The following is a 24,763-nucleotide window of genomic DNA, read 5'->3' as shown; positions in this document are numbered from 1 at the left end:
CTAGGCAAAATGGAGTTTTTCACATGCTAAAGGGAATTCAAAATGAAAAAGAAAACTGTTCTTATTACAGGCGCTCTTGCGGGGATTGGTAAAGCAACTGCTTTTGCTTTTGCCCATGAAGGTGCAAATGTTGTAATCTCCGGTCGTAAACAAGAAGTAGGGGAAGCGTTAGCAAAAGAGCTTCGTATTTTGGGAGGAGAAGTAGAGTTCATACAGGCTGATGTGCGTTATGAAAAGGATGTTAAAGCGCTCATCGAAGGTACAGTACAACGTTTTGGCCGTCTTGATGTTGCAGTCAACAATGCAGGAACAGAAGGAGTACCTGCTCCATTTGTAGAGGAATCTCTAGAAAATTATCATGCGACCTTTGATACAAATGTATTGGGTGTCTTTTTATGCATTAAATATCAACTCAAAGAGATGATACCACAAGGCTCTGGATGTATTATTAATCTTTCATCGATTGCAGGCCAAAAAGGATTTCCAGGTGCATCGATTTATTGCGCAACGAAACATGCAGTTGAAGCGTTTACAAAGGTTGCTGCGCTAGAAGCAGCTGCTGCCAACGTTCGTGTCAATGCTGTTGCCCCTGGTCCGATCAGTACAGATATGTTCGAACGTTTCACTGGTGATGAAGAGCATAAAGCGATGCTTCTTGAAATGGTGCCTTTGAAACGGGCAGGACATCCTGACGAAGTGGCCCAAACCATTGTCTTTTTAGCTTCAGATAAGGCATCTTATATTACCGGAAAAGTACTCGGAATCGATGGTGGGATGGCCTGATGGATTGTCATCTTCTGAGCAATTTATCGAGGGTATATTAGCACATTGTTTCTATATGGCATCATCCTGAGCTAGCACTTGTTATGCGCTACGCTAGGGATGATGTGCTCCATTTGGGTTCAGTCTAGCGGATCGTTAACAGCCCCTAATAAGCTTGATTTATATAATTATCCATCGCTTCAAGACCTAATGCTGCACCAAATTTTTGTGCAGCCGAGATAAAACTGCAAAAAGCGATTAACTCTGCAACTTCTGCCTCAGAAAAATGGTGTTTTAATCGGTCTATCTCATTTATATTTATAGATTCATGACTTATTGAGAATAGGTTAGCGAACCTCAATGCTTCACCGAGTCGCTCGTCTTGAGGATTTTGAGCTGGTGGTCCAGCTTTTGCCATGCAGTAATGGCATTGATTATTGAACGCTAAAGCACGTCTGATCTGCTCTAAAAAATCTGGATGAAATGTTTTGCTCTTGAAAAAAGCCATTTCCAATTGTCCCCATAGGGTCAATATATCTGGGTTATGTCCTAAAAGTTGCTCGAAAGGGCTTACTCCACAGTTTGATAATCGGATGAATGACATAGTAATTAACCTTTGGATTTCAAATCACGATGTCAGAGTATATATAAATATTCGGGAGTGTACACATATCCTTATAGGTTAAGGTTTCGGCGTTAATTAAAATTAAACAAGATGACTTGATTTATATAAGATATTGATTATTTTAATATTTTTTTATGGAAAAGACATGATGTCTTTTCCATAAAAAAATTGATTATTGCACGTAAACAGTACTTGCTGCTGGACCATCGTTACTTATGGCTTCAACAAAGAAAACTCTTTTTCCCACCTCTAACTTTGTGAAATCAAAGTCGATTACACTTTTACTGGTGAATCGAAGTCTTCTACCATCAATTGTTTCAATAAAACCATAATCAGCAACAGGAGCGATTTCGCGAATTAGTCCTTCAGGTGGGAGCTCGTGATATTTTACTTTTCCTCGTTGTTTCTCGACATATTTTTTTAGTTGTCGTGTCATTGCAAGAAAAGCATCTCTTATGGTGACATAGAGGTTTTCATGCGCGTGATTTTCTGCAAGATCACGATTTACCACCAGTTCTGCATGAGGAACAATAATATCGATACGGACATGATAAATTTTGCCTTTATTATGGTGTCGATGCGTTTCGAGACTTATTTTACAAATCATAATACGATCAAAATACTTTCCTAATTTTTCAGCATGTTTGCGAGCGTTAGCTTCAACAGCTCGAGAATATTTTAAATTATTGAATTCTATTTTTATAGGAAAATGTACTGAATTGTTCATTGCTTGCTCCTTATATCACATACATCAATATTGTTTATTTAAGTTTATATTCTTTGTCGCGCCTCTTTTTTTTGTTGAAGCTTAACCACGTTAACTATTTGCCCCATTGCCTCAGTCAAAATTTCTATAAGATCATCTAGGGTGATTATGCCTATGAGTGTTTTGTCATCATTGATAACGGGTAAGCGACGGATTTTGGGGGAATGCATTATTTCTAGGGCATCAAAATGGCTATCGTTTTCAAAAACGCAGCGAAATGGTTCTGTGAGAATGTCGCGGACTAGCAATGACTCAGGCTTCACTCCTGCTGCCATGACTTCAATGACTAAATCACGATCAGTAACAATGCATATAGGTATTTTTTGGCTATCGTGTTCTTCAATCAAAACTAAGTCTCCAACATGGTAGGAGCGCATGAGCTCTGCAGCGTTCTTTACCGATTCATTGCCATTAATAACAACTACATTCCGGTTACAGTATTCGCCAACTCTCATCGAGGTCTCCCAAAATAATAGTTGTTTTTAGTATCTATTTTGTAAATAAAGCACTTTTTAGAAAAGAAGTACTTCATACATCACTTCGAACTACGAATTGACCACAGGACAACGAATGTTAAATTTTTGTTCACTGTTTTTAGTATAGTATATAAAAAACTATGCGCGGTTGTGCTGGCAGAGTTTAGCCCTTATTTTATACTGAAATAGAAGGGGTATATGGCTGACTTTTGAGGAGTTCAAAATAGAACAAGCAAAGATTAATAAGTAAAAACAATATTGTTACACCTAAAGAAAAAAACAGATGCATATTCAATATAATCAAAATAAATAAAATTAAAATCGAGCGCATTATTTCAATAATTAGAATTTTTTGTTTTCCATTGGCAGCTGCACCAAGAGTATAGAGGGTGTATATTATGAATGCGCCAATAAGCCAGGAACTTAGTGAGCTTGCTACAAATATAAATGAAAGATAGGTATATAAGACAATTGCAAGTGCTAAGTTGACTAGCATGTATAATTTGGGTGATTTATCATTTTTGTGCTGAACAATTCGCTTCGGAATATTTTGATGCTTTTGTTGTAAACGATGAATTATCCATTCTGGGGGCATAAAAAGAGCACGGATGATATCCAATTTGTTTTTAAGGTTTTTTCCATAATACATTAAATCTTTAATCACTTTGATGTTCGCATATAAAGGGTTCCAGGAGTCTAAAGGTTCGGTGACTCCATATTCAGCCGGAGCAATTTCTGGTTCATACGTTCCAAAAAATTTATCCCAAATAATTAAGCTTCCTGCGTAATTTTTATCTATATATTGAGGGTTTTTACCGTGATGTACTCTATGGTGAGAAGGGGTGTTAAATATTTTTTCAAACCATCCCATTTTATTGATTGATTCAGTATGGATCCAAAATTGATAAATGGTATTGCATGAAGACACGAGGATAAACATCCATGTTGGGAAACCAATTAAGGCAAGGGGAAGATAAAAAACCCAGGATGTTAGCGTTTGCCAATAACCTTGCCTTAATGCAACCGATAAATTAAAAAGCTCGCTTTGATGATGAACAGAATGTCCTATCCAAAAAAAGTTGCATCGATGACTTGCTCGATGGTACCAGTAGTAACAAAAATCTACGCTCAGCCAGAGTATAATCCAGGAGCTAATCAAATGAGGATTGATAGAGAGAAGAGCATAGTGTTCAGATATATAATAATAACCGAAAATTACTAGGCCTCGTGCTGGCAATGAAGCAATTTGCTCAAATATACCGGTACTGAAATTATTTATGGAATCATTAAGCTGATAAGCTTCTGATTTTAGAAACCACTCAACAACTATTAAAATCAGGAATATTGGCGCAGCATATACAATTAAATTAATATCCATATCAATCTCTTAGCTTGGGCAGTCAAAGTATATAGCTTTATTTTCTTCTAATTATGCTTACCTTGTAAATGCTTATATTAATAATAATAACTTTGTTTTATTTAAGGACAAGGGTTTAAAAACTTACGGAGTTCAGAGCAAAAAATATCAATTTCTGATTCAGTATTATAATAATGCACCGAAGCACGGACCAATGCAGGCAAATTTCTTTTAATCATATCAAGTCGCGCGTATTCTTGTAGTGAAATTGAAACATTAATTCGCTTGCTGGTTAAATATCGTTGGATTTCTTGAGGACTTTTCTCTAATGAAGTAAACGTAACAATACCGCATTGATGAACACCTAAATCGTGCAATTTTATTGAATTAATGGTGCGCAAATTTTGACGTAGTAGCGTTGCTAATTGGCTGATTCGTTGCCAAATTAGCGGCAAACCAAGTTTTAAAGCATATTCAATAGCTGTCGCAAGTCCAATTTTTGCAGCAATATTTTGTTCCCAAGTTTCAAATCGATGCGCATCAGGACGTAGCAAATAATCATGATCACTAATCCATTGCGCAGAGTGTAAATCAATGAAAGGGGGATCGCTGTGTTCTGTAATTCTTTTGCTTGCATATAAAAACCCTGTACCACGCGGGCCACGTAAAAATTTTCGGCCAGTTGCGCAAAGAAAATCACAACCAATCTCTTGCATATCAACCAGAAGCTGTCCTACCGATTGTGTTGTATCAAGAAGGTAGGGGATATTATGTGCATTGGCTATTTGACCAACCTCAACCGCAGGATTAATTAAACCGCCTTGTGTCGGTATGTGAGTTATAGCAATTAATTTAACTCGTTTATCTATTTTTCTTTTTAGGTCGTCAAGATCTAATTGGCCTGATGAGTCATTGTGAATGACATCAATTGTAACTCCAGTATGTTTCGCTTGATGTAAAAAAGCCAAATAGTTGCTTGCGTACTCTGAAACACAAGTTAATATTTTATCTCCGGGATTAAATTTAAAGCTGTAAAAAGCCATATCCCAGGCTCGAGTCGCATTGTCAAAAAAGGCAATTTCATCAGGCTGACAATGAATCAACTGTGCGGCGTTTTCGTAAAATTTTTGTATTTTATTTGCTGCTTGTTGTGCTGCCTCATAACCACCAATTGTAGCCTCTAAATCAAGATGATTTTTTATTGCTTGGGTAACTGGAAGGGGGGATAATGCTGCCCCAGCATTATTGAAATGAACAACATGCTGACAGCCAGGGGTATCGCTTCTTATTTGTTCTATATTCAGTTGTTTCATATTTTTAAATTTTAAATATTTTTAGTCTGAGTAAGAGTTTCTCTTCAGTAATATGCTTCAAATCATAGTTGTAATAAGTTACTCTCACTCTTATGTAATTCTAGGAATCGCATGTATTCTATTTCATATCCTATGCATGCAGGTAAATGAGCAACAGAACGGATGTTGTATTTAATAGGGGCTTCCTGTGACGCAACATCTAATTCTTGAGCATTTATAAAGCAATAATCAATCCCAAAATCTCTTGCCCCATAACCATCATTAGTCATTGAATCACCGACCATTAATATGGAGTCTTTGCTGATTGATTGTTTGCGTTTGTTAGTAATTTCTAGCAGAGCAATGTTAAAGATTTCAACATTGGGTTTTGCTACACCCACTTCATCAGAAACAATATAACAGTCAAACCAATGATTTAATTCGAGCCGCTTTTGTTTTTTCCCTTGAACTTCAACAAAACCATTGGTAATAATGCCTAAAATATGTCCTTTTTGGTGTAAAAATTCAATAGCTGTTTTTACATTTGGTATCCAGTGGGCATGCAAGCACAGATTAACATCATACTCTTCTGCTACCTCTTGTGCAGACGCAGAACTATAGAGTTTTTGATTTAATTGTACAAATCGTAATAATCTCACTTCGCTTGGCCTGAGCGCATGTGTTTTAGCACCTACTTGACTCCATAGATGGGTATTAATTTCTTTATAAAGACGTTCAAAAACAGAGAATTCAATGGACGAGTAATATTTTTCATAAATATTTCTTAGCCCCATTCGTTGAGAGTGTGCAAAATCGATGAGCGTATCGTCTAGATCAAATAAAATGACTTGATAAGGCATATATGAGTCCTGTTATTTTTTTACATCCAAAGATGCAAATACCAGTTCACTATACTATGACCCCAAAATAGAGAAATTAATCCACTGATACATAAAAATGGGCCAAAAGGAATCATGGTATCTTTGGATTTACTGTGTAATCGTAAATACAATAAACCAATAATTGTACCACTAATCGAGGAAAGAAGTAGAATTAATGGCAAAAAGACCCAGCCAAACCACGCCCCAAATGCAGCAAGTAATTTAAAGTCACCATTACCCATACCTATTTTACCAGTACATAAATAAAATACCTTGATAAATAACCATAACCCAATATAGGCACCCACTGCACTCAGTACCGCTTGAGGTAAAGGGGCGAATAGATTTTCAGTATTAGCAATAAGTCCTATCCATAATAAGCTCAAAGTCAGATTGTCTGGTAAAATTTGATGATCTATGTCAATGAAAACCAAGCAAATTAAGATCCAAATTGCAATCAGTACAAAAATGAGTTGTACAGTAAAACCAAAATGCCAACACGCATAGAGGGAAAGAATCATTGTGCCTAATTCAATTAGCGGATAACGAATAGAAATGGCACTTTTACATTGATAACAGCGGCCTCGCAAAAATAAATAGCTCAAAATGGGTATATTTTGCCAGGCTTTAACCATTGCTTTACATGAAGGGCAAAATGATCTTGGAAAAAATAAATTAATCGATTGTTCCTCTTCCTTGACTCCTGTCAGTTCATTGTATTGTTGTTTCCATTCTCTTTCTAACATGATAGGTAAGCGATAAATAATAACATTAAGTAAACTACCTACGGCAAGAGAAAATAGGGCAACTACAACATACATAAACCAAGTATGATTGATGATTAGGTCATATATCATTCAATTGATCCCACACAAAATGTAGCCCAGGTGCAGCGCAGTGGAACTCGGGAAATTTACATTGGAAAAAACCCGGGTTCCGCTGCGCTGCACCCAGGCTACAAAACAATCAGAGCCTAATTTAGCTGCCTTATATTGCAGTTCCCAGTTTGAAGATGGGTAAATACATTGCAACAACAAGACCGCCTACCAAGACACCTAAAACAACCATAATAACAGGTTCTAATAAACTACTCAGTGAATCGACTGCATTATCTACATCTTCTTCAAAAAAATCAGCAACCTTTCCTAACATTTTTTCTAAGGCACCTGATTCTTCGCCAATGGCAACCATCTGAACTACCATATTAGGGAATAATTTCGTATTTTCCATAGCTTTATTCATTTGTTGGCCGGTAGATACTTCTTCCCGAATTTGGTCGGTGGCTTTCGAAAAAATGATATTTCCTGTAGCCCCTGCTACAGATTTGAGTGCCTCAACCAAAGGTAAACCCGCAGCAAAAGTAATCGAAAGCGTTCTTGCAAAACGTGCGATCGCAGCTTTCTCAATAATAGGCCCAATTACAGGTACTTTTAATAAAATTTTATCTATATTTTGTGCAAATTGAGAGGAGTGTTTTTTTGCATAAATAAAGGCATAAATACCGCCGCCTAATGCGCCAAAGACTAAATACCAATAGGACTGAAAAAATTTGGACATATTGACTACGGCTTGGGTCATAGCAGGTAGATCTGCACCAAAACCTTTAAATAGCGATTCAAATTGAGGAACAACAAAAATAAGTAAGCCAGTTGTAACAAGGAGCGCGACAACCATAATGGCCATAGGATAAGTTAAGGCTTTTTTAATTTTCTTTTTTATTGTTTCTATTTTTTCTTTATATGTGGCGACTTTATCGAGCATTATATCCAGAGACCCTGACTTTTCACCAGCATCCACCAGATTACAAAATAATTCATTAAAATGTGCTGGATGTTTATTCAATGCTTCGGAAAGGGTTAATCCGGTTTCAACATCACGTTTAATCGTTTCAATTAATTCTTTTAGTCGTTTATTTGATTGTCTTTTTGCTACAATATCAAAGGATTGTACTAAAGGTATTCCTGATTCGATCATTGTCGCTAATTGCCGGCTAAATACCGTAATATCTCCTGACTTTATTTTTTTACTTTTAAAATTGAGGAGAGGAGGACGTTTTTTAGCAATTTTGTTTACGACTACTCCCTGTCTGCGTAATTCTACTTTAGCTAAAGCAAGACTTCTGGCATCGATATCGCCATTTATTTTTTGACCAGCTTTATTAACACCTATGTAATGAAAGGTTAGGGTGATATTGGTATTTTTTTTCATTGTTTGCGTGGTTAGTCAACAGTTACCCGATTGACTTCCTCCATAGTTGTAATACCTTGTTTTACCTTCTCAAGTCCGGATTGATAAATGGTAATCATGCCTTCTTCCTGAGCAACTTTTAATATGTCCAAGGAGTTTCCTCCGGACATGATAACCTGGCCAAGTGTTTTGGTCATAGGCAATACTTCAAATAAACCTATTCTACCGCGGTATCCATTGGTACACTTAGCACATCCTCCTGCCTTGTATAATTGAATTCCTTCGATATCTGCTTCAGTAAAACCTAATTCCAACAAACTTGGTTTATTGAAGTCATCTCTTAATACTTTACAATGCTCACATAATTTTCGGGCTAAACGTTGCGCAATAATAAGCGTTACCGAGCTGGCTACATTAAATGTAGCAATGCCCATATTAACCAGACGATTAAGTGTTTCTGCGGCGCTGTTTGTGTGTAATGTTGAGAGTACCAAGTGTCCTGTTTGTGCTGCTTTAACTGCAATTTCAGCTGTTTCTAAATCGCGTATCTCCCCAACCATGATAATATCAGGGTCTTGACGCAGAAATGAGCGTAATGCATTGGAAAAGGTTAATCCCGCTTTAGGATTGATATTAACCTGATTGATCCCTGGTACTTTAATTTCAACGGGATCTTCTGCTGTGGAGATATTTACTTCTTTAGTATTGAGTATATTTAATGCGGTATATAAGGATACAGTTTTACCACTACCTGTGGGGCCTGTCACTAAAATCATTCCTTGAGGGCGCTCAATCGAATGAAGAAAATGCTCTTTTTGAGCAGGGCTAAAACCTAAAGCTTCAATACCGAGTTTTGCTGAGCCTGGATCTAGAATACGCATAACAACTTTCTCACCTGAAGTTGTAGGGCAGGTGCTAACGCGAAAATCAATGGATCGAATTTTGGATATTCTCATTTTAAAACCGCCATCCTGGGGAACTCTTCTTTCTGAAATATCCAAGTTGGACATGATTTTTATACGTGCAGTAATGCGTGTGGCCAAACTCCCTGGTGGTGTTGCAATTTCGTGTAAAATACCATCTTGTCGATAGCGTATACGATATTCTTTTTCATAAGGCTCAAAATGAATGTCAGATGCTCCTTGCTTAATGGCATCAAGAAGTATTTTATTAACGAATTTTACAATAGGGGCATCTTCTGTAAGTGATGGAGCATTTGATTCATGCTCTTCTTCCTCGTTAATAATAAGTCCATCAAATTCAGCTGTATCTCCACTAACAAACTCAGATAAGCCCTGAGTTTCCTGTATTGATAGTAAATGATCGATGAGTGCACTAAGTTTGTCGGCCTCTACGACAATGGCATGTGTATTAAGCCCAGTATGGAACTGAATTTCTTTCAAAGAAGCTTGTTTACTGGGATCATCTGTTGCTAAGTATAAATTATTGCCTCGGTAAAATAAGGGAACCATTGAGTGACGGCGAATAAGCTTCTCATTGACTAAGCTAATAGGAATTGAATCGGCCTCAATGCAGTCTAAATTAAGCATGGGGACGCCAAAATTATGGGACGCTGCAAGTGCAATTTGTGTGGCTGATAAAATATTATTTTTTACAAGATATTGAACTAAAGAAATTTTTTCTGCAGCAGCTTGCTTACAGAATTCAACTGCTTGAGGTCTATCTAACAGCTTCTCAAGAACAAATAACTGTCCTATTCCATGTAATTTTAATTCATCCGTTCCTAACATAGTCTCGATCAGCTTGTAATAATATTAACTATAGTTAATCCATTCAACAAAATCACGCGTTTCATTCAACATTTGTATCGTACGCATTGTGCCGGTTGGACGAAAACAATGCCCGAACAATCGCCTAATAATCCTTTATTTATAATGGTTTAAGATATTTAAACTCAAAAAAAGGAAAATGGATTGTATGTATGAGAAACTCGTTGTATTGTAGTTTAATTCAGGATTCATTATTTTAAAAGGCATTATTTTGTTGATTGAACGACAATTAAAGCAATATCGCGCCCTGAATAAATGGTTCCAATCGCCACTGGGACTTTTTGCAGCTCATGAATTTTTAGTCAATCTTGAATCTGAAAGTGATTATTCACATGGCGATACATTGCTGCAATTGGGAAATTGTGGGGATAATATATGGTTGAAAAAATTCAATTATACTCATAAGTGGATTGCCTCTCCTTTTTCCTTAACTAATAAAGTCCAGGTTGAATGTGCTTTAAATCAACTTCCTCTGGACCGTAATAGTGTTGATTGTATTATTGTACCGCTTACACTTGAGCCATTCGCTAATAGTTTTAGTTTGATCGATGAAATTGACCGTATTCTTAATCCTATGGGGTTCGTCATTTTATTAAGCATTAACCCGTGGAGTTTGTGGGGTGGGGCAATAAAAACTGGCTTATTACACTGTTATAGTGATCAAAAAGTTAAAATGCGAACTCCATTTAACTTAAATCGTATTTTTTTACAAAGAGGGTATAGGCAGCATTCTCTAAGTAATTTTTGTTATATACCACCAGTTAATAGCCCATCATTAATCAAAAAATTTACTTTTTTGGACGAAATAGGCAAGATGCTTTGGCCTTTTCCTTCAGGCTTTTATTGTTATATTGCCCAAAAATATCAAGTAATCGAACCTAATTTACACTTTAAACCTGCTGAAGAGCCGATAAAAGATTATCAAGACACATTGCAGCCTGTTATTTTTTCTTCTCAAAACCGTAGTGCGCGCCAAATAGAGAAAATTACATAATATTTTATTGCTGATCCTTGGGTTTAGGTATTATATTAAATGGATTTGGACTTTTTATTTCTGCTAATGCCGGCGAATCGCTATCAAAGGTAGTAGTCGATTGACCTCTTTGAGCCACAGTATCATCAAATGCTTTTAAGTCACTCATTAATTCTTGTTGACTTGTACTGCCAAAAGGTGCTTGACTGATATCTCCTTTTATTGCATTGCCTATTGCCTTTTGACTCCCAGTATAAAATTGACCATTGCCCGAAGAAAATACGTAGTCATCTTTAGGAGAAAAAGCAATATCATTTATAAATGCTGCAGTTAATGGATTTAATGCGCCACAGCAAAATTGTTTTCTACACTTGGCTTCTTCATCATAAAATTCTTTTTTCTGTTGATCATTGTGAAAAGAAAGAATAGGAGGATACTCCATGAGTAAAGCTTCTCGTTGCTGTTTCATGTGCTCGTCTTTTTCTGCATTAAGAACGTTTGAGCGATAATGATCTATTAAAGGTGATTGCTGTTTTCCTGGAACCAGATTTTGGAAAAAAATCATGTCACCTAATTGAATAGGTTTTTGGTCATACTTATTTTGTGCCATAATACCTTCCTCAATATGAACCTTAATAGTTTAAAGATTAGCAGTTATAGCATGAAATGCGAGTTACAATCATTTAACTCATGCTAATTTAATTTGAATAGAGTCCACTTATTTTTGTATACTTCGCTTTGTCATAAGAACAGGTTAATTTTATGCATAAGAAAACAATATTCAGAATCACTTTTGCTAATCAAGAAGCAATTTATGAAATTTACGCACGCTCTATTAAAGAAAGTGAAATGTTTGGGTTTCTCGAAGTTGAAGAACTGGTGTTTGGTGAACAAACTTCATTGGTTGTTGACCCTTCAGAAGAACGCTTAAAGATTGAGTTTAATGGTGTTAAACGAACATTTATTCCCATGCATTCGATTTATCGTATTGATGAAGTTACAAAACAAGGAACAGCTAAAGTTAAAGATAATCCAGGTCATGGAGGTAAAGTTAGCCCTTTTCCTGGTACGGGAAAAATAAAAGATTAAATGAAAGTTCCTTTATATCTCACTCTTTGTCCTGAGGACTCATAATGACTATTCCAGATAAAATTAAAGAAGTTTACGAGAAATCATCTTGCTTGTTTACTACGAATGAGGTTGAAGCCGCTCTTGATCGAATGGCAATAAATATACACCGTGAATTGCAAGATCAAAATCCAGTGCTTGTTTGTGTTATGGTTGGGGGCTTGGTTCTTTTAGGTAATTTATTGCCACGCTTGGACTTTCCATTAGAGGTAGACTACGTACATGCAACTCGCTATCGGGGTGAAATTACAGGTGGAGATATCGTTTGGAAAGCAAAGCCCTCGACTAACTTAAAGGGAAGAACTGTGCTTGTGGTTGATGATATTCTCGATGGTGGCGTCACACTAGCAGCAATTATTGATGAAATACAAAAGCTTGGAGCAGAAAAAGTATACAGTGCTGTTTTAGTTGATAAATATAGAAAGCGTGTTGTAAATGGTTTACAACAGGCCGATTTCGTGGGCTTACAAGTTGAGGACCATTATATTTTTGGTTATGGAATGGATTACAACGAGTACCTGAGGAATGCACCAGGCATATTTGTAGTACACCCGGAACATGAATAAAAAATTAAAAATTACAAAAGTATAAGATCGAGTTCGCATAGGGCTCGATTTTTCGCGCGGAATTTCCCCTTTTCTTCAAATACACGAGCCTGTCATCCCCGTTCTATGTCTACGTATTCATTGAACGTTTTCGAATAGCAAATCGATAAATATCAACTATACTGATTTTATATGAAATGAATGGGCATGTGATGAAAAATATATTCACAGAATGCCTGCATTCTGTTTTTAAAGTGATTCAATTTATATTTTTTGCAGCAAAAAAAGTCTGTAAATTAATATCAAGCATCTATGTTTTTTTTATTTCAATCACAAGAACCTATCGATCCGAATGCTCTTTTTTAAAAGGGGATAGTCGTGGGTCAATTTAAGTTAGCTATTGTCGAAACACCTCAAGATGCCAAGGATTTTATTCTGGTGAATGTGATAATAAATAAAAATAACTCTGATTATATTCGTCCTTTGAATAAGGACATTAATGATGTATTTGATCCGCTGCGAAATAAAACATTTAGACATGGATGGATTCAACGTTGGATATTACGTGATGCGCAGGGTGTGCTAATTGGGCGGATTGCGGCCTTTATTAACTTACGTTATCAAATTATTGCGGATAACTTTTTAGTAGGTGGAATAGGCTTTTTTGACTGCATTTACGATCATCAAGCTGCAAAAATTCTTTTTGACGCTGCAAAAGACTGGCTTCAATTACAAGGGATTGTAGCAATGGATGGACCGATAAATTTTGGAGAACAGGATCGATGGTGGGGATTGCTTGTTGAAGGCTTTCAAAATCCATTGTACCTCATGAATTATAATTTACCTTATTATCAAGAGTTATTTGAGGCTTATGGATTTGAAGAGTTCTATAATCAACTATGTTATAACATTACGTTGAGCAGCTCTTTAAAACCAATCTGGTACAAGATTCATTCAAGGTATGAAAATAATCCAGAGTTTTCTATTCAGTACATTGATAAAAATAACTTTAAAAAATTTTCATGTGATTTTAAAGAAATGCTTTATGCAGATAAGTTCACTCAGAGTTTGAGCGGTGAGGCTGAGTCTGAGCTCGTATTTGATTTGCTAAAAAAAATGTTTCTTTTTAGTGATAATCAAACTGTTTTATTAGCTTATCATCATGAGCGGCCTATCGCTGCATTATTTTCTATTCCTGATTTAAATCAATTCATTAAGTATTTAAATGGAAAGTTTGGCTTTTTACAAATTGCAAAGCTTTTATGTTTGAAACATTTCAAACCCTGTAATAAAGTAATTGGTATGATTCATGCCATTATCCCCGAATTTCAAAAAACAGGTATTACTGTTTATTTAAGTTATAAGTTATTAGAGGGCATTCTTCAGTCACCAAAATCGCAGTATACAGAGTATGAAATGAAATGGATTGGTGATTTTAATCCCAAAATGCATCATCAAATGGAAAAAATTGGTTTGATGTATAAAAGTAGGGTGCTTACAACATACAGATATTTATTTGATAAAAAAACAAGGAGCTTAAATCTCCTCCACTAATCATTTAAATAAGATAGGTAAAGGAGCAAAACATGCGATCTGTAGTTGTTACTGGTGTCTCATCTGGAATTGGGTATGCCATAGCTCAAGAGTTAGTGAGTCAGGATATTAAGGTTTTTGGAAGCGTACGCAATGAACAAGATGCTTTACGCATAACTGACGAGCTAGGGGCACTTTTTTTTCCGCTTATATTTGATATAACTGATGAAATTGCAGTTAAAAAGGCAGTAGAAGAGGTGCAGAAACAATTACAAGGCGAAAAACTTTGGGGATTAATTAATAACGCGGGAGTTGCTGTTGTTGGTCCTTTAATAGAAACACCGCTAGAAGAGTTTCGGCGGCAATTTGAAGTGAATGTTATTGGACAAATACAGGTAACTCAAGCATTTATTTCTTTGCTTGGTGCTGATAAAACCTTGAAGGGAGAGCCCGGAAAAATCATAAATATTGGCTCTATATCAGGTAAAATCTGTAGACCTTTTTTTGGACCTTATTCCATTTCAAAATACGGGATAGAAGCATTTTCAGATACATTGCGTGTTGAGTTGATGATTTATGGTGTTGATGTAGTGCTGATTAGGCCTGGAATGGTAAATACTCCGATTTGGCATAAAAATGAAGATCAAGTCAGTGAAGATAAATTGAGCCAATCTATTTATGCGAAGCCTCTGCACCAATTCAGAAATTATATTTATCATAAAGTAGAACAATCTGCTTTGCCCGCAAAAAAAGTGGGGAAGTTGGCATATAAGATTTTATCTAGCGCACATCCCAAAGCAAGTTATGTTTTGGTTCCTAATCTCTTTCTAGATTGGATAGTGCCACTCAGATTACCTAAACGTTTTGTAAACAAAAAAATTGCGCAAGCCCTAGGTTTTAAAGAAAATTGAGTGACAATTAGCACTCACTGAATTTTATAAAAAGTGCCATCTAATATTCCTCATATTGTTGACAATAAAGACTTTGACGCTGTTTTTTGATATGATTGTTTTTTTTTTATTGTTATAATAGTTGGTTCTATTTCTTATGAAACTCGCTGTTTTTATTAGTAGTGCTGGGGATACTGATTTAGCGTTAAACACGATTAGGGCGTTAGAACTTCGTGGTAAACATGAGGTTTTACTTATTTCATTAACTAAAACGGCTCAAGATCGCGTGGCTGGTTTTAACTCAACGTTAATGTCGGCTAAAATATCATTGCCAGAACTACTAAATACTGAAAATAACTCTTTCCCAATAGGCTCCTGCAGTGAAGAACAACTCAATAAGATAATAGAATACATACAAAAAGAGAAAATTGAGCACGCATATTGTGGTGTCCCTTCTGTTAGCAGTAACATTCCGTTTCAAATTGCAGCAGCATTAGAAGGTATACCTGTGCTTATGGCTTATGAGTTTATGTTTAAGCCAGACGCTCATAATTTATGGGATCATTTACCCACTTTAAAAAATAAGCAAAATATTCAATGGGCTTTACCATTGCAGCAGGCAATAACTGACTTCGCATGTGTCGACAAAAGCAAAGTACATACAGTTGGACATCTGAGTATCGACAATGCTTTCACCACAAAACCTCCAATGAGTGATGCAGAACGTGTACTGAGCTTAAAGGCAGAACAAGAACTGTCAGATAAAACACAAAAAGCCTTACAGGTAGGAGAAGGAAAATCATTGGCTTTTGTCAGCAGTACCACTCAGCCTGTGGCAATTGATAGTACTTTTTTAAATAGTTTACTTGCGGAGCTGCCGAAGCATCCTACTGTAGAGGTGCGTCTCGGTCTTCATCCCGGAATTGAAGATCTTGATGCCTATTTAATTGAACTACTCAAGGTGTATAAAAAACATCAAGATGCATGTAAAAGCCAATTTAAAATCATTTTAACGGACACTTTATTTGCAAAGCTTAAAAAACGCTACTAGTGCCGAATTTGAACATGTTTTTATACGGGCAAATGTCAGTGGCAATGAGGCGGCCGCCGCGGCTGATCGTGTGGCCCAAGCAGTTCCCGGGGCGTTATTAAACCAAGGAGTATTAGAAGGGAAGGCATCTTATACCCACTTTGGTAAACCGTATCTTCCAAACCAATATTTTTCCAGCAACCTTTCGACATTTTTTGGAGAAAGGCGGCAGATGGCTCGAAGCAAAGAAGAACTGGGTCTGGATGGGAAAACTGCGCCTGAATGTTGCGCAGAGATTCTTTTAAAATGATAACGCATAAAATGGTGCGCACATTTACGTAAACGTGTGTGTGCGCCTTTGCGTAATAAACAAAACTAATCGTTTATTTCCATACATATTAACTAATTACTTTCTGTTGTTGGGTCGAGGATCAACTTACGCTTCTACGCTATAACCCGGTTGCATGCAATCAGGTTACTGGAGGCGATGAATCATGCTTCTTCTTGTCTAATCCCTTTTTTTGTCATGTTTCTTACATCAGCAGTTGTTGCATTTGTACTAAGGAACTCTAAATGGCTTAACATCAGTTGTTGTTTTTTTTCGTCATATTTATCCCAATCATTGAATTTTTCGGCCAAATTAGCGGCTAATGTTGGATTTATTTTTTCTAATTTTAGAATGACATCGACGATAAGTTGATAGCCTTTTCCTGAAATGGCATGGAACCCATAAGGATTTTTAATGAATGTTCCCAACAAAGCATATACTTTATTTGGATTAGACAAATCAAAAGCACGGTGGGACGTCAATTGCTCCACTAACTTCACGACATGTACTGAATGCGCTGCTGCCTGCACGTTAAACCAATAATTAACAGCGCCTGCATCACCTTGCCAGTAATCATAAAAGCGCTCCAACAATTTGCTTGATTGACTGCTGTTATTATTTAAAAGCAAGCTAAGTGCAGAAATGCAGTCGGTCATATTTTTACCTAAAGAGTTATTGAATTGCTCAACTAATGCGCTCTCAGTTTTTTCAGGCTGTATTAAAAGCAGATATGAGTGGCAAACATGCTGTAAGCGGCGTGCACCAGCAGAAATGATATCAAACGTTTGAAACGGCGATTTGTTGGATGCAGGTATTTTATCCAGACTTTTTTGCATCAAAACTATATCTTCCTTTAATTTTTTTGCAATCTGCCTCTGAATAAGTTGGCGTGCTTCTGTAATTTTCCCAAAATCTTGGTTTTGCAGATTAGAAAATAAAGTTTCTTCCGTAGGTATAGATATGAGCTCAGCAAATACCCAATAATTTAATGAACTATGGGCCTCACTAATTAGCTTTCGATATGCATTAAAAAGTTCAGGAGTAAATACAAGGGAGATGCCTGCACAATAATCACTTACCATTTGTGTCATTAGTTTGTTTGCCGCCTCGCATCGATTATATAAATTGCTGTCATGCTGCATTAAGAGAAGCAACTGTTCTTTGTTGTATGCAAATTCGAGTTGCACAGGAGCTGAAAAACTACGTAATAAAGATGGAGTAGGATGTAAATCAATGTTATCGAAATGAAACGCCATCTCCGGCTTATCGACTATGATTGTTGCATCGCCCTGAATCTCGTTACCGTTTTTATCGAGTAATCCAACAACAACAGGTATAGGTCTACCTTTTCCATCTGTGGTTTTAAATTTTAAAGTATAACGCTTTGTTCTTTGCTCATATTCGTCAGTGACCATTAATTGAGGAATACCTGCTTCAGTAAACCAATTCAAGAAAGGGCTCATATCTTTTCGCGTTGATTTATTTAGTGACGCCAATACATCTTCCAATGTCACAGCACCACCATCATTGCTTTTTAAAAATTGGGTCATTCCCTGATAAAAAGCTTTTTCGCCAAGAAAAAGCATTATCATCCGGAAAATATCGGCACTTTTTTCATAAGCAGCAGCGGTATAGAGACTTCTTACATTCGTATAGGTATTTTGTCGTGGGGCACGTTCATCAAAATTTTTCCCATCCAACATCCGGATTAAGTCGGTACCAAATAAACGCTCTCGAAACATTGCAGCTCTAAACGTAGTCAGTCCTTCTTTAAATGGCAAGTTAAACCATTCACGGATAGTTACCCGATCGCCCGACCAATAATGGAAATATTCATGAGCAACTACCTCTAAGACGCGTAAAAAATCAGCGTCAGTTCGCGTTTCGGGTGTAGCAAATAAATTTGCGGTATTAAATAAATTTAAGCCTGTCGGTTCAGAAGCGCCAGATGCATATTTATCAACGCCAGCAACCATATGTTGTGATAACTCACATTCCAAATCAAAGATCTCTTCTTCCCAACGCATTGCTTCTTTTAAAACTTCTTTAGCAAAATCACATTTTACAGTTGCTGCAGGCGGCACATAAAACTCAATCGGTAATTCACGTTGAGAGCGTGTTTTGAAATAAGCTACTGACTTTTGTAGCTTTCCAGCGACCAATGCAAAAAGATAACTGGGTTTAGGAACTTCATCTAGCCATGTTGCACAGTGTAATCCGTTCTCAATGTCTTTTTGTTCAATGAGTGCCCCATTTGAGAGTAATACAGGATAGTTTTCTTTTTTGGCAATAATGGTTGTTTTGTAGGTCGCTAGATTATCTGGCCTATCATGGCAAAAAAGGACGCGACGAAGTCCTTCTGTTTCGGCTTTAACCAGTACAGTTCCTTCTGTTTCATATAAGCCGAACAAATCGGTGTTCTCACCCAAACGTGTTATTGTTTCAAGCGTAAATATTCGATCTTTTGGAATACTTTTGATAATTAAAGAGTTTTTTGTTACCTCATACTTTTCTCGAGATAGTTTTTTACCATCGAGAATAATCGATTCTAAGATCATATTTTCACCATCTAACTCGAGATCAACAGAGTGAGATGAGGACTTAGGGTTGGGGGCAATCGTTAATATGGCTTTGGACTGGACAGGCTTCTTAGAAAGATCAATCTCCAAATCTACATGTTTTATAAGGTAATCAAGTACCTCATAATCACTTAACCTAAATATCCCGGAATGATTTTTCATGAAAACTCCCTAATTCATGGTAAGCGCACACTGAAATACGTCAACCGAAAGCAGAAGGTCCTTGTATGGCGAGCTCGTGAACGCTCACAATTCATGGCATAAGGAGCAACAATATAAGATCAATTTTTTTATTTCAACAGAAATGATGGTTTTGTCGAAAGAGTCGTTTCATGGAGATATTCGCTTTGTAATGAAACTGAGCGTGTTTCGTCAGTTTGCATGAAGTCAGTTAGATGCTTTTTCGATTGAAGAAATGGATTATTTTCTGCATCCCAAGGAAGAAAAGCAGTCATGTCATTAAAATAGCATAGTTTGGCTTCGGCAATTTCAAATGGAACTGCTGTTTTTTCAATAACGCCATTAAGTTCCTTAATAATTCGCTCCGAAACTTCTTTAGATATTTTTCTATTGGGTCGAGGATAGGCCAAAGTAAAGTGGAAAACCGGAGGTATCGTTTCTTCGATATTTAACGCTTCAGCCATTTCCTCAATTTGCGCTACATGCTTTTTGGGCAAAAATAAACTTAATGAAATGCACCAATCAACGTTGACTTGCATTTTTTCAATTGATGGATAAATAGGATTTTTTTGAAGGGTTTGGTTTATTTTTTTGTAATGAGGCAGGTTTTTAGTAATAAATTGATTCCAAGAGGCTCCAACTTGCTGCTCTGTCTCTAAACTCATAGTGGTCATATGATAACTATGAGCAGGTAGCGGGGAAAAATAATGCATAATCAATGGACTACTCTTTAAGACTTGATAAATTGCTTCACAAAACTCCTTTTGTTCAGGATAGCATGCGGATACCACTGTGACACCCGGAAATGGCGCATATTCACCATGTTCATCCACTTTCCTTAATTGTCTTTGCTCAGGTTTATTTTTAATAGTGAACATTTTATAGGCCAAAAATAAGATTTGAGATGATAGTATCATGAATTATTCTGATGCAAAAATTGTGGTAAATATTTAATCTATAATGATTATATGGAGAACTGAAATCGTCTAAATCTTAGGGACTGTAATCAGAGAGTTATTATGGCAACGAAAGTGAAAGAAATAGAAACAACCCAATCGTTTGAAAATAAACGGCTTGATGCACTTCAATCATTAAGGATTATGGATACAGTTCCTGAGGAAAGTTATGACCGATTGATACGTCTTGCCATTAATTTTTTTAATATTCCAATTTGTTATATTGCCTTTCTTGATGATAAAAGACAGTGGTTTAAAGCACGACATGGTTTACAAGCGAAACAAACGCCAAGAAGCATTTCCTTTTGTAATGTGACCATACAAAAACATGAACCATTAATTATTAATGATGCCCTTGTCGACGAACGATTTGCTAATAGTCCTTTGGTACAAAAAGATCCTTTTATTCGCTTTTATGCAGGCGTTCCTTTGACTGATCCACAAGGTTATAACGTAGGTACATTTTGTTTGGCTGATACCTCTCCAAAAGAATTGGATGACAAACAACTGGAGCTTTTATTAAATTTAGCGCATATAGCTAAAGATGAGTTAAGCCTTCGTAAATCGAACTACTTATTACAAAAAGTAAAAAACCAACTCGAGGTACGTAATAAGTTAATTCGCAAAGTATTTAGCTTTTATATGTCTGATGATGTAGTAAACACAATTCTTGAATCTCCTCATCACCAAAGATTAGGTGGATACGAACATAAAATAACCATCATGTTTAGTGATTTAAGAAATTTTACACCCTTGTCTGAATCAATTCCTGGTGAAGCGCTGGTTTCTCTTTTAAATAACTATTTTAGTAAAATGGTCCCAGTAATAGAAAAGCATCAGGGTACTGTTGATGCGTTTATTGGAGATGCCATTATGGTTATTTTTGGTGCTCCATATTCCTCCGGAGATGACTCACAACGCGCGATAGCTTGTGCTTTAGAAATGCAGAAGGTTCTCAAGAAACTGAATCAATCCAATCAAAAGAAAAATTTGCCGCATTTAGAGATGGGTATAGGAATTAATACGGGGATTGCTGTCGTAGGTAATGTGGGCTCCAAGAAACGGATGCAGTATAGTGCGATAGGTTCATCAGTTAATTTATCCTCACGAATTCAAGATCTCAGTCTTGGCGGACAGATATTAATTTCCGAATCCACATATAATGAAGTTGCAAAGGACATTGAAATCAATGGTCATCTACGCGTAAAAGTTAAGGGAATCGAGTCACCAATTACTATTTACGATGTATCAAAATTAAAATTGCAACAATAAAAAAAGCGAAGGATGGATTTACACTATGGACTTTTTATAAAGGTTTTCAGCGGAAATGTGCTGAAAACCCGATAAATGAATTATATACAATGTTAAATTTGGGGGCTTTGACTGCTTATTTCTTCTGAATCTTTTATTTCAGATGATAAACCATTTGGAGTAATTCCCCAGGGTTTTATAAGAGAGCGGCTGATTGGCAATCCGCCTTGATTCAAAACATCACTTACAAGTGTCGTGCAATTATACACCTGGTTACTATTGGTTCTTTTTTTAGATGCTCTGCGGTGCATTTCAACATCAATTGGGTCTTGGGAGACAAATGCTGAGCTGTCTCTAAAAAAACCAAGTAGATTTACATTTGGAAACAGTTGATAGCCGACTTCACCAGTTTCTACTTTTTTTTGAATTTCTTGAATATGCTGACTCATCATGTGGGTATTTAAATTTTTAAAATGATAAATATGGTCGGGAGGTAGTGGCTTTGCATCATGGTTTGGTTTTACCAACGGTTGGTCCATATCAAAGGCACCTGTATTTTCAGATGCACCTAATGTTTCCATATCTTCAGATAAATTGGTAGCAAGGTGTGCTGGTAAAGGGAGTATTGAAGTTAAGCCTGTGGAGGGGACACCATAAGGATGAATACTTGCATAAAATCCAGGATCTTTATCTGTCATTTTTGGCTGGGAACCGCCTGTTTGTATTGCCGCATGACCTACTTTTTCTGCTGTCATATTCCAAATAAATACCCAAGTGTTTTTTGGGGTATCAGAAGGTTCGCTTTCTTTTGATGGCGCAGTAGCTTTTAAATTAACATCACTACTTTCTACATCTAAAGCTGAATTAGGAGAGGAAGTATTTGTGTCACCGTGTATTATAGATCTTAGGCGTGCAAACATGACAATCCTTTTATATTGTGCGAAATAACCTTTACAGTAAAGGGATTATAGGCAGGTATTAAATTTTAAATCAAGTGTCTATTTGTTGTTCACCCCATTTAACTCTAAATAGGGTGAACTCGGTTTGATATTACATCTTGTGGTCACTGCAATGTTCTTTCATAAACTCGTCTTTATCTACTTTAGCAAAGCCGTGTTTTGTCAGCTCTGAGGTAAAAAAGGTTGGTATTGTGGGATTATCAAAACTATAACCTGCACTTTGGAGGATATGGGTTACAGAACTAGCGCAGTTATCCACACGCATCTTTGGAACTTTAGGGTGGTCGTTATCAAATACATGGATACCACACATATCTTCAGGAGGATAGCAGCCCATTTCTTGTTTATGTTTTTCCACTACTAATTGCGCGCCACTAGCTCCTTTAACTATCTTTTTGAACCCCTGAGCTAATGGGTTGGCTTTACCAAAAACGGAGTAAAGTCGATGTCCACTTTTTACATCTTCACTAAATTCAGTATATCCTTCTACCGCTTTTTTAAATTGTTCTTCAGGTACTGAGGTAATCAAAACATGATCTGCTTCCTGTACATCTTGGACATGATCTTTAGCAAGTTGTCCTAATACAGGAATTGATCCGAATGATAATCCATTAACAATACTTCCGAGCAAGCCAGGATAAAAACTCGTGGTATGAATTTGTGTTTGGCCTTCTTTTTTCTTAATAAGCATAGCTGTTACATGCCCTGGACCATTTTCTTGATTGGTTTCTTTGACACAAACACCAATTTGGTATTCTGTTTTAGCTTGCTGTGGCTTAGGTTGTTGTTCTTTATCTTTAGAGTACATTTTTAACCTCATATTTTTAATTTATACGAGGCATCCATACCAATTTTAAAATCACTTTCTTTGGTATTATACTAGGCAAATATTAACAAAATATTAAAATATGATCAAAATATGCTCAATTATGGATTATAAATAACTCATCAATCTTGTTATGAGCAATAGCTTTCAAACAAAATACATGATGCATTCAGACTTTTTTTTGCCAAAAGACTTAAAATTCAATTTTGGTTGCATTTTTACTCTACTAACTACCTGCATTCTATTATTTGAATTATGGGAAATAAAATGCCAACAAATCATACAACATTCAATTTATTTGGCTATGTTTTTTGAATCAATAAAAACAGAAGGGGGGATGTTTGGCTTTGTAAGGAGTATTAAATGCAGTTAGGTTTTCAATTAGTAATAAATGATATTGATGGAGCACATTCACTCAAAATAGGACATCCTGATAATGATCAGGAAAAGCAAATGATATATGAAGCTTACAGACTCTCAAAAACTAACATTAAGACGCGCCCCTATATTGCAGTTCCTCTAATAGACTGAAGAGATGCGGAGTAATTTGACAAAATGCGGATTACTCCCTAAATTTTAAGAAAATCCAAAGTAAATAACTCAAAATAAAATGGAATTTATTAGAATACAAAAAAGAGGACATAGAGTCGTATTCATCCTTTTCTGGTTTATCAGTAACCTATCTTTTAGCAGTCCATTAAAGATTGGTTTAGGTGTTTCAGGACCGCCTATTGTTGAAAAAGTCACTACAGCCCAAGGCTCACATTATTTTGGTTTTTGCATTGATCTCATGGATAATATTTGTAAAAGGATTAAAAACACTTGTAGCTACAGTGAAGTAACTCTTAATGATCAATTTGATTTATTAGATAGTGGTAAAGTTGATTTACTCATTTTGGCTAGTCCTTATACACCATATCATCTAAAGCAATATGCCTTTAGCATTCCTTATGCGACCAGTAAATTTCAGTTTATTACACTAAAAAACAGTTCCATTAATAAAATAGCAGACATAAAAAATAAGAAAATTGGTGTAAATAAGAATACTTTTTATGGCCTGTTGCTCAAGTCTCCTTATGGTAAACATAATCAAATTATTCCTTATGACAGCACACCCGATCTCTTCTCTGATTTGGCAGAAAATAAAATTGATGTTATTGTTTTAAATCATGCCATTGCTCATAATATAACCAGTAACAATATTTTCAATGTAAAAGCAATAGGGCACGATCTCCCTTTAGGTAATGGATATGGCATAATTGGCCTTGCTGACAAAGCGCCATTAATTGAGGAAATAAATAAAGCAATTCTTCAGATGGAGCATGATGGAACTTATATCGCTATTTATCAAAAATATTACGAGCATTAAATAAAAATACAAAAAATCAATTAAGTATAAAGATGATTTAAAGCAACCACATCTGGAAGCCCGTCGTTTATTTAATCTTT

At 36.2% G+C, this 24,763-nt stretch carries 25 protein-coding genes; 11 read left to right on the top strand and 14 right to left on the bottom strand.

What is annotated here, in order from left to right; all coding sequences use genetic code 11:
* Positions 1 to 42 precede the first annotated feature (42 nt).
* Complete coding sequence (locus Lste_RS07260; protein ID WP_058510382.1) at positions 43 to 783, top strand: SDR family NAD(P)-dependent oxidoreductase; 741 nt, start codon at positions 43 to 45, stop codon at positions 781 to 783.
* Between the two features lie 145 nt (positions 784 to 928).
* On the opposite strand, the gene Lste_RS07255 is transcribed toward Lste_RS07260, so the two are convergent.
* From Lste_RS07255 to pilB, 9 genes are all read right to left on the bottom strand, one after another.
* Positions 929 to 1,366 (bottom strand): carboxymuconolactone decarboxylase family protein, encoded by a 438-nt coding sequence (locus tag Lste_RS07255; RefSeq protein ID WP_058510381.1) that lies wholly within the window; start codon positions 1,364 to 1,366, stop codon positions 929 to 931.
* A 193-nt stretch (positions 1,367 to 1,559) separates the two neighbouring features.
* Positions 1,560 to 2,114 (bottom strand): HPF/RaiA family ribosome-associated protein, encoded by a 555-nt coding sequence (locus tag Lste_RS07250; protein ID WP_058510380.1) that lies wholly within the window; start codon positions 2,112 to 2,114, stop codon positions 1,560 to 1,562.
* Between the two features lie 44 nt (positions 2,115 to 2,158).
* Positions 2,159 to 2,608, bottom strand: coding sequence for a CBS domain-containing protein (locus tag Lste_RS07245; RefSeq protein ID WP_058510379.1), 450 nt, complete (start codon positions 2,606 to 2,608; stop codon positions 2,159 to 2,161).
* 196 nt (positions 2,609 to 2,804) lie between these two features.
* Positions 2,805 to 4,007 carry a sterol desaturase family protein gene (locus Lste_RS07240; RefSeq protein ID WP_058510378.1) on the bottom strand — a complete coding sequence of 401 codons (1,203 nt, stop codon included), beginning with the start codon at positions 4,005 to 4,007 and terminating at the stop codon, positions 2,805 to 2,807.
* A 101-nt stretch (positions 4,008 to 4,108) separates the two neighbouring features.
* The gene (locus Lste_RS07235; protein ID WP_058510377.1) at positions 4,109 to 5,299 is read right to left on the bottom strand and encodes an aminotransferase class V-fold PLP-dependent enzyme; all 1,191 of its coding nucleotides are present in this window, start codon (positions 5,297 to 5,299) and stop codon (positions 4,109 to 4,111) included.
* Between the two features lie 62 nt (positions 5,300 to 5,361).
* Positions 5,362 to 6,138 (bottom strand): HAD family hydrolase, encoded by a 777-nt coding sequence (locus Lste_RS07230; protein WP_058510376.1) that lies wholly within the window; start codon positions 6,136 to 6,138, stop codon positions 5,362 to 5,364.
* A 20-nt stretch (positions 6,139 to 6,158) separates the two neighbouring features.
* Positions 6,159 to 7,016, bottom strand: a complete 858-nt coding sequence (locus Lste_RS07225; protein ID WP_058510375.1) for a prepilin peptidase — start codon at positions 7,014 to 7,016, stop codon at positions 6,159 to 6,161.
* A gap of 130 nt (positions 7,017 to 7,146) precedes the next feature.
* Positions 7,147 to 8,367 carry a type II secretion system F family protein gene (locus Lste_RS07220; protein ID WP_058510374.1) on the bottom strand — a complete coding sequence of 407 codons (1,221 nt, stop codon included), beginning with the start codon at positions 8,365 to 8,367 and terminating at the stop codon, positions 7,147 to 7,149.
* 11 nt (positions 8,368 to 8,378) lie between these two features.
* Complete coding sequence (gene pilB / locus Lste_RS07215; RefSeq protein WP_058510373.1) at positions 8,379 to 10,097, bottom strand: type IV-A pilus assembly ATPase PilB; 1,719 nt, start codon at positions 10,095 to 10,097, stop codon at positions 8,379 to 8,381.
* A 250-nt stretch (positions 10,098 to 10,347) separates the two neighbouring features.
* Between pilB and Lste_RS07210 the strand changes: the two genes are divergently transcribed.
* On the top strand, positions 10,348 to 11,130 hold the full coding sequence (locus tag Lste_RS07210) for a methyltransferase domain-containing protein (protein WP_058510372.1): 783 nt from the start codon (positions 10,348 to 10,350) through the stop codon (positions 11,128 to 11,130).
* A gap of 4 nt (positions 11,131 to 11,134) precedes the next feature.
* On the opposite strand, the gene Lste_RS07205 is transcribed toward Lste_RS07210, so the two are convergent.
* On the bottom strand, positions 11,135 to 11,719 hold the full coding sequence (locus Lste_RS07205; protein WP_058510371.1) for a hypothetical protein: 585 nt from the start codon (positions 11,717 to 11,719) through the stop codon (positions 11,135 to 11,137).
* Positions 11,720 to 11,871: 152 nt separating this feature from the next.
* Here Lste_RS07205 and Lste_RS07200 point away from each other — a divergent pair, with 152 nt between their 5' ends.
* The 6 genes from Lste_RS07200 to Lste_RS07170 all read left to right on the top strand — a co-directional run bounded on the left by Lste_RS07200 (position 11,872) and on the right by Lste_RS07170 (position 16,545).
* A complete protein-coding gene (locus tag Lste_RS07200) occupies positions 11,872 to 12,198 on the top strand; it encodes a DUF1820 family protein (RefSeq protein WP_058510370.1) in 327 nt (108 codons plus the stop codon).
* Positions 12,199 to 12,242: 44 nt separating this feature from the next.
* Positions 12,243 to 12,803: a hypoxanthine-guanine phosphoribosyltransferase gene (locus Lste_RS07195; RefSeq protein WP_058510369.1), complete on the top strand. Its 561-nt coding sequence runs from the start codon at positions 12,243 to 12,245 to the stop codon at positions 12,801 to 12,803.
* A 357-nt stretch (positions 12,804 to 13,160) separates the two neighbouring features.
* On the top strand, positions 13,161 to 14,336 hold the full coding sequence (locus Lste_RS07185) for a hypothetical protein (protein WP_058510367.1): 1,176 nt from the start codon (positions 13,161 to 13,163) through the stop codon (positions 14,334 to 14,336).
* A gap of 32 nt (positions 14,337 to 14,368) precedes the next feature.
* Positions 14,369 to 15,226 carry an SDR family NAD(P)-dependent oxidoreductase gene (locus Lste_RS07180; protein WP_058510366.1) on the top strand — a complete coding sequence of 286 codons (858 nt, stop codon included), beginning with the start codon at positions 14,369 to 14,371 and terminating at the stop codon, positions 15,224 to 15,226.
* Between the two features lie 136 nt (positions 15,227 to 15,362).
* Positions 15,363 to 16,256 carry a hypothetical protein gene (locus Lste_RS07175; RefSeq protein WP_058510365.1) on the top strand — a complete coding sequence of 298 codons (894 nt, stop codon included), beginning with the start codon at positions 15,363 to 15,365 and terminating at the stop codon, positions 16,254 to 16,256.
* Complete coding sequence (locus tag Lste_RS07170) at positions 16,231 to 16,545, top strand: hypothetical protein (RefSeq protein ID WP_058510364.1); 315 nt, start codon at positions 16,231 to 16,233, stop codon at positions 16,543 to 16,545. Before Lste_RS07175 ends, Lste_RS07170 begins: the two co-directional genes overlap by 26 nt.
* A 182-nt stretch (positions 16,546 to 16,727) precedes the next feature.
* On the opposite strand, the gene pepN is transcribed toward Lste_RS07170, so the two are convergent.
* Positions 16,728 to 19,304 (bottom strand): aminopeptidase N, encoded by a 2,577-nt coding sequence (gene pepN / locus Lste_RS07165; RefSeq protein WP_083503928.1) that lies wholly within the window; start codon positions 19,302 to 19,304, stop codon positions 16,728 to 16,730.
* Positions 19,305 to 19,432: 128 nt separating this feature from the next.
* Positions 19,433 to 20,200: a DUF1868 domain-containing protein gene (locus Lste_RS07160; protein WP_058511677.1), complete on the bottom strand. Its 768-nt coding sequence runs from the start codon at positions 20,198 to 20,200 to the stop codon at positions 19,433 to 19,435.
* A 141-nt stretch (positions 20,201 to 20,341) separates the two neighbouring features.
* On the opposite strand from Lste_RS07160, the gene Lste_RS07155 reads away from it, so the two are divergent.
* Positions 20,342 to 21,550, top strand: coding sequence for an adenylate/guanylate cyclase domain-containing protein (locus tag Lste_RS07155; protein ID WP_058510363.1), 1,209 nt, complete (start codon positions 20,342 to 20,344; stop codon positions 21,548 to 21,550).
* Positions 21,551 to 21,642: 92 nt separating this feature from the next.
* Here the strand turns inward: Lste_RS07155 and Lste_RS07150 are convergent, their stop codons facing one another.
* Positions 21,643 to 22,449 carry a hypothetical protein gene (locus tag Lste_RS07150; protein WP_058510362.1) on the bottom strand — a complete coding sequence of 269 codons (807 nt, stop codon included), beginning with the start codon at positions 22,447 to 22,449 and terminating at the stop codon, positions 21,643 to 21,645.
* Between the two features lie 130 nt (positions 22,450 to 22,579).
* Entirely contained in the window at positions 22,580 to 23,296 is a 717-nt protein-coding gene (locus Lste_RS07145; protein WP_058510361.1) for a hypothetical protein, read from the bottom strand.
* Positions 23,297 to 23,677: 381 nt separating this feature from the next.
* Here Lste_RS07145 and Lste_RS19280 point away from each other — a divergent pair, with 381 nt between their 5' ends.
* Positions 23,678 to 23,845, top strand: coding sequence for a hypothetical protein (locus Lste_RS19280; protein WP_162264137.1), 168 nt, complete (start codon positions 23,678 to 23,680; stop codon positions 23,843 to 23,845).
* 79 nt (positions 23,846 to 23,924) lie between these two features.
* Complete coding sequence (locus Lste_RS07135) at positions 23,925 to 24,683, top strand: transporter substrate-binding domain-containing protein (protein ID WP_058510359.1); 759 nt, start codon at positions 23,925 to 23,927, stop codon at positions 24,681 to 24,683.
* Positions 24,684 to 24,763: the final 80 nt, after the last annotated feature.

It is taken from the genome of Legionella steelei (genome assembly GCF_001468005.1).
Classification (GTDB): domain Bacteria; phylum Pseudomonadota; class Gammaproteobacteria; order Legionellales; family Legionellaceae; genus Legionella; species Legionella steelei.
The sequence above is the reverse complement of the archived record's forward strand: the minus strand, read 5'-3'. Positions and strand labels throughout refer to the sequence as shown.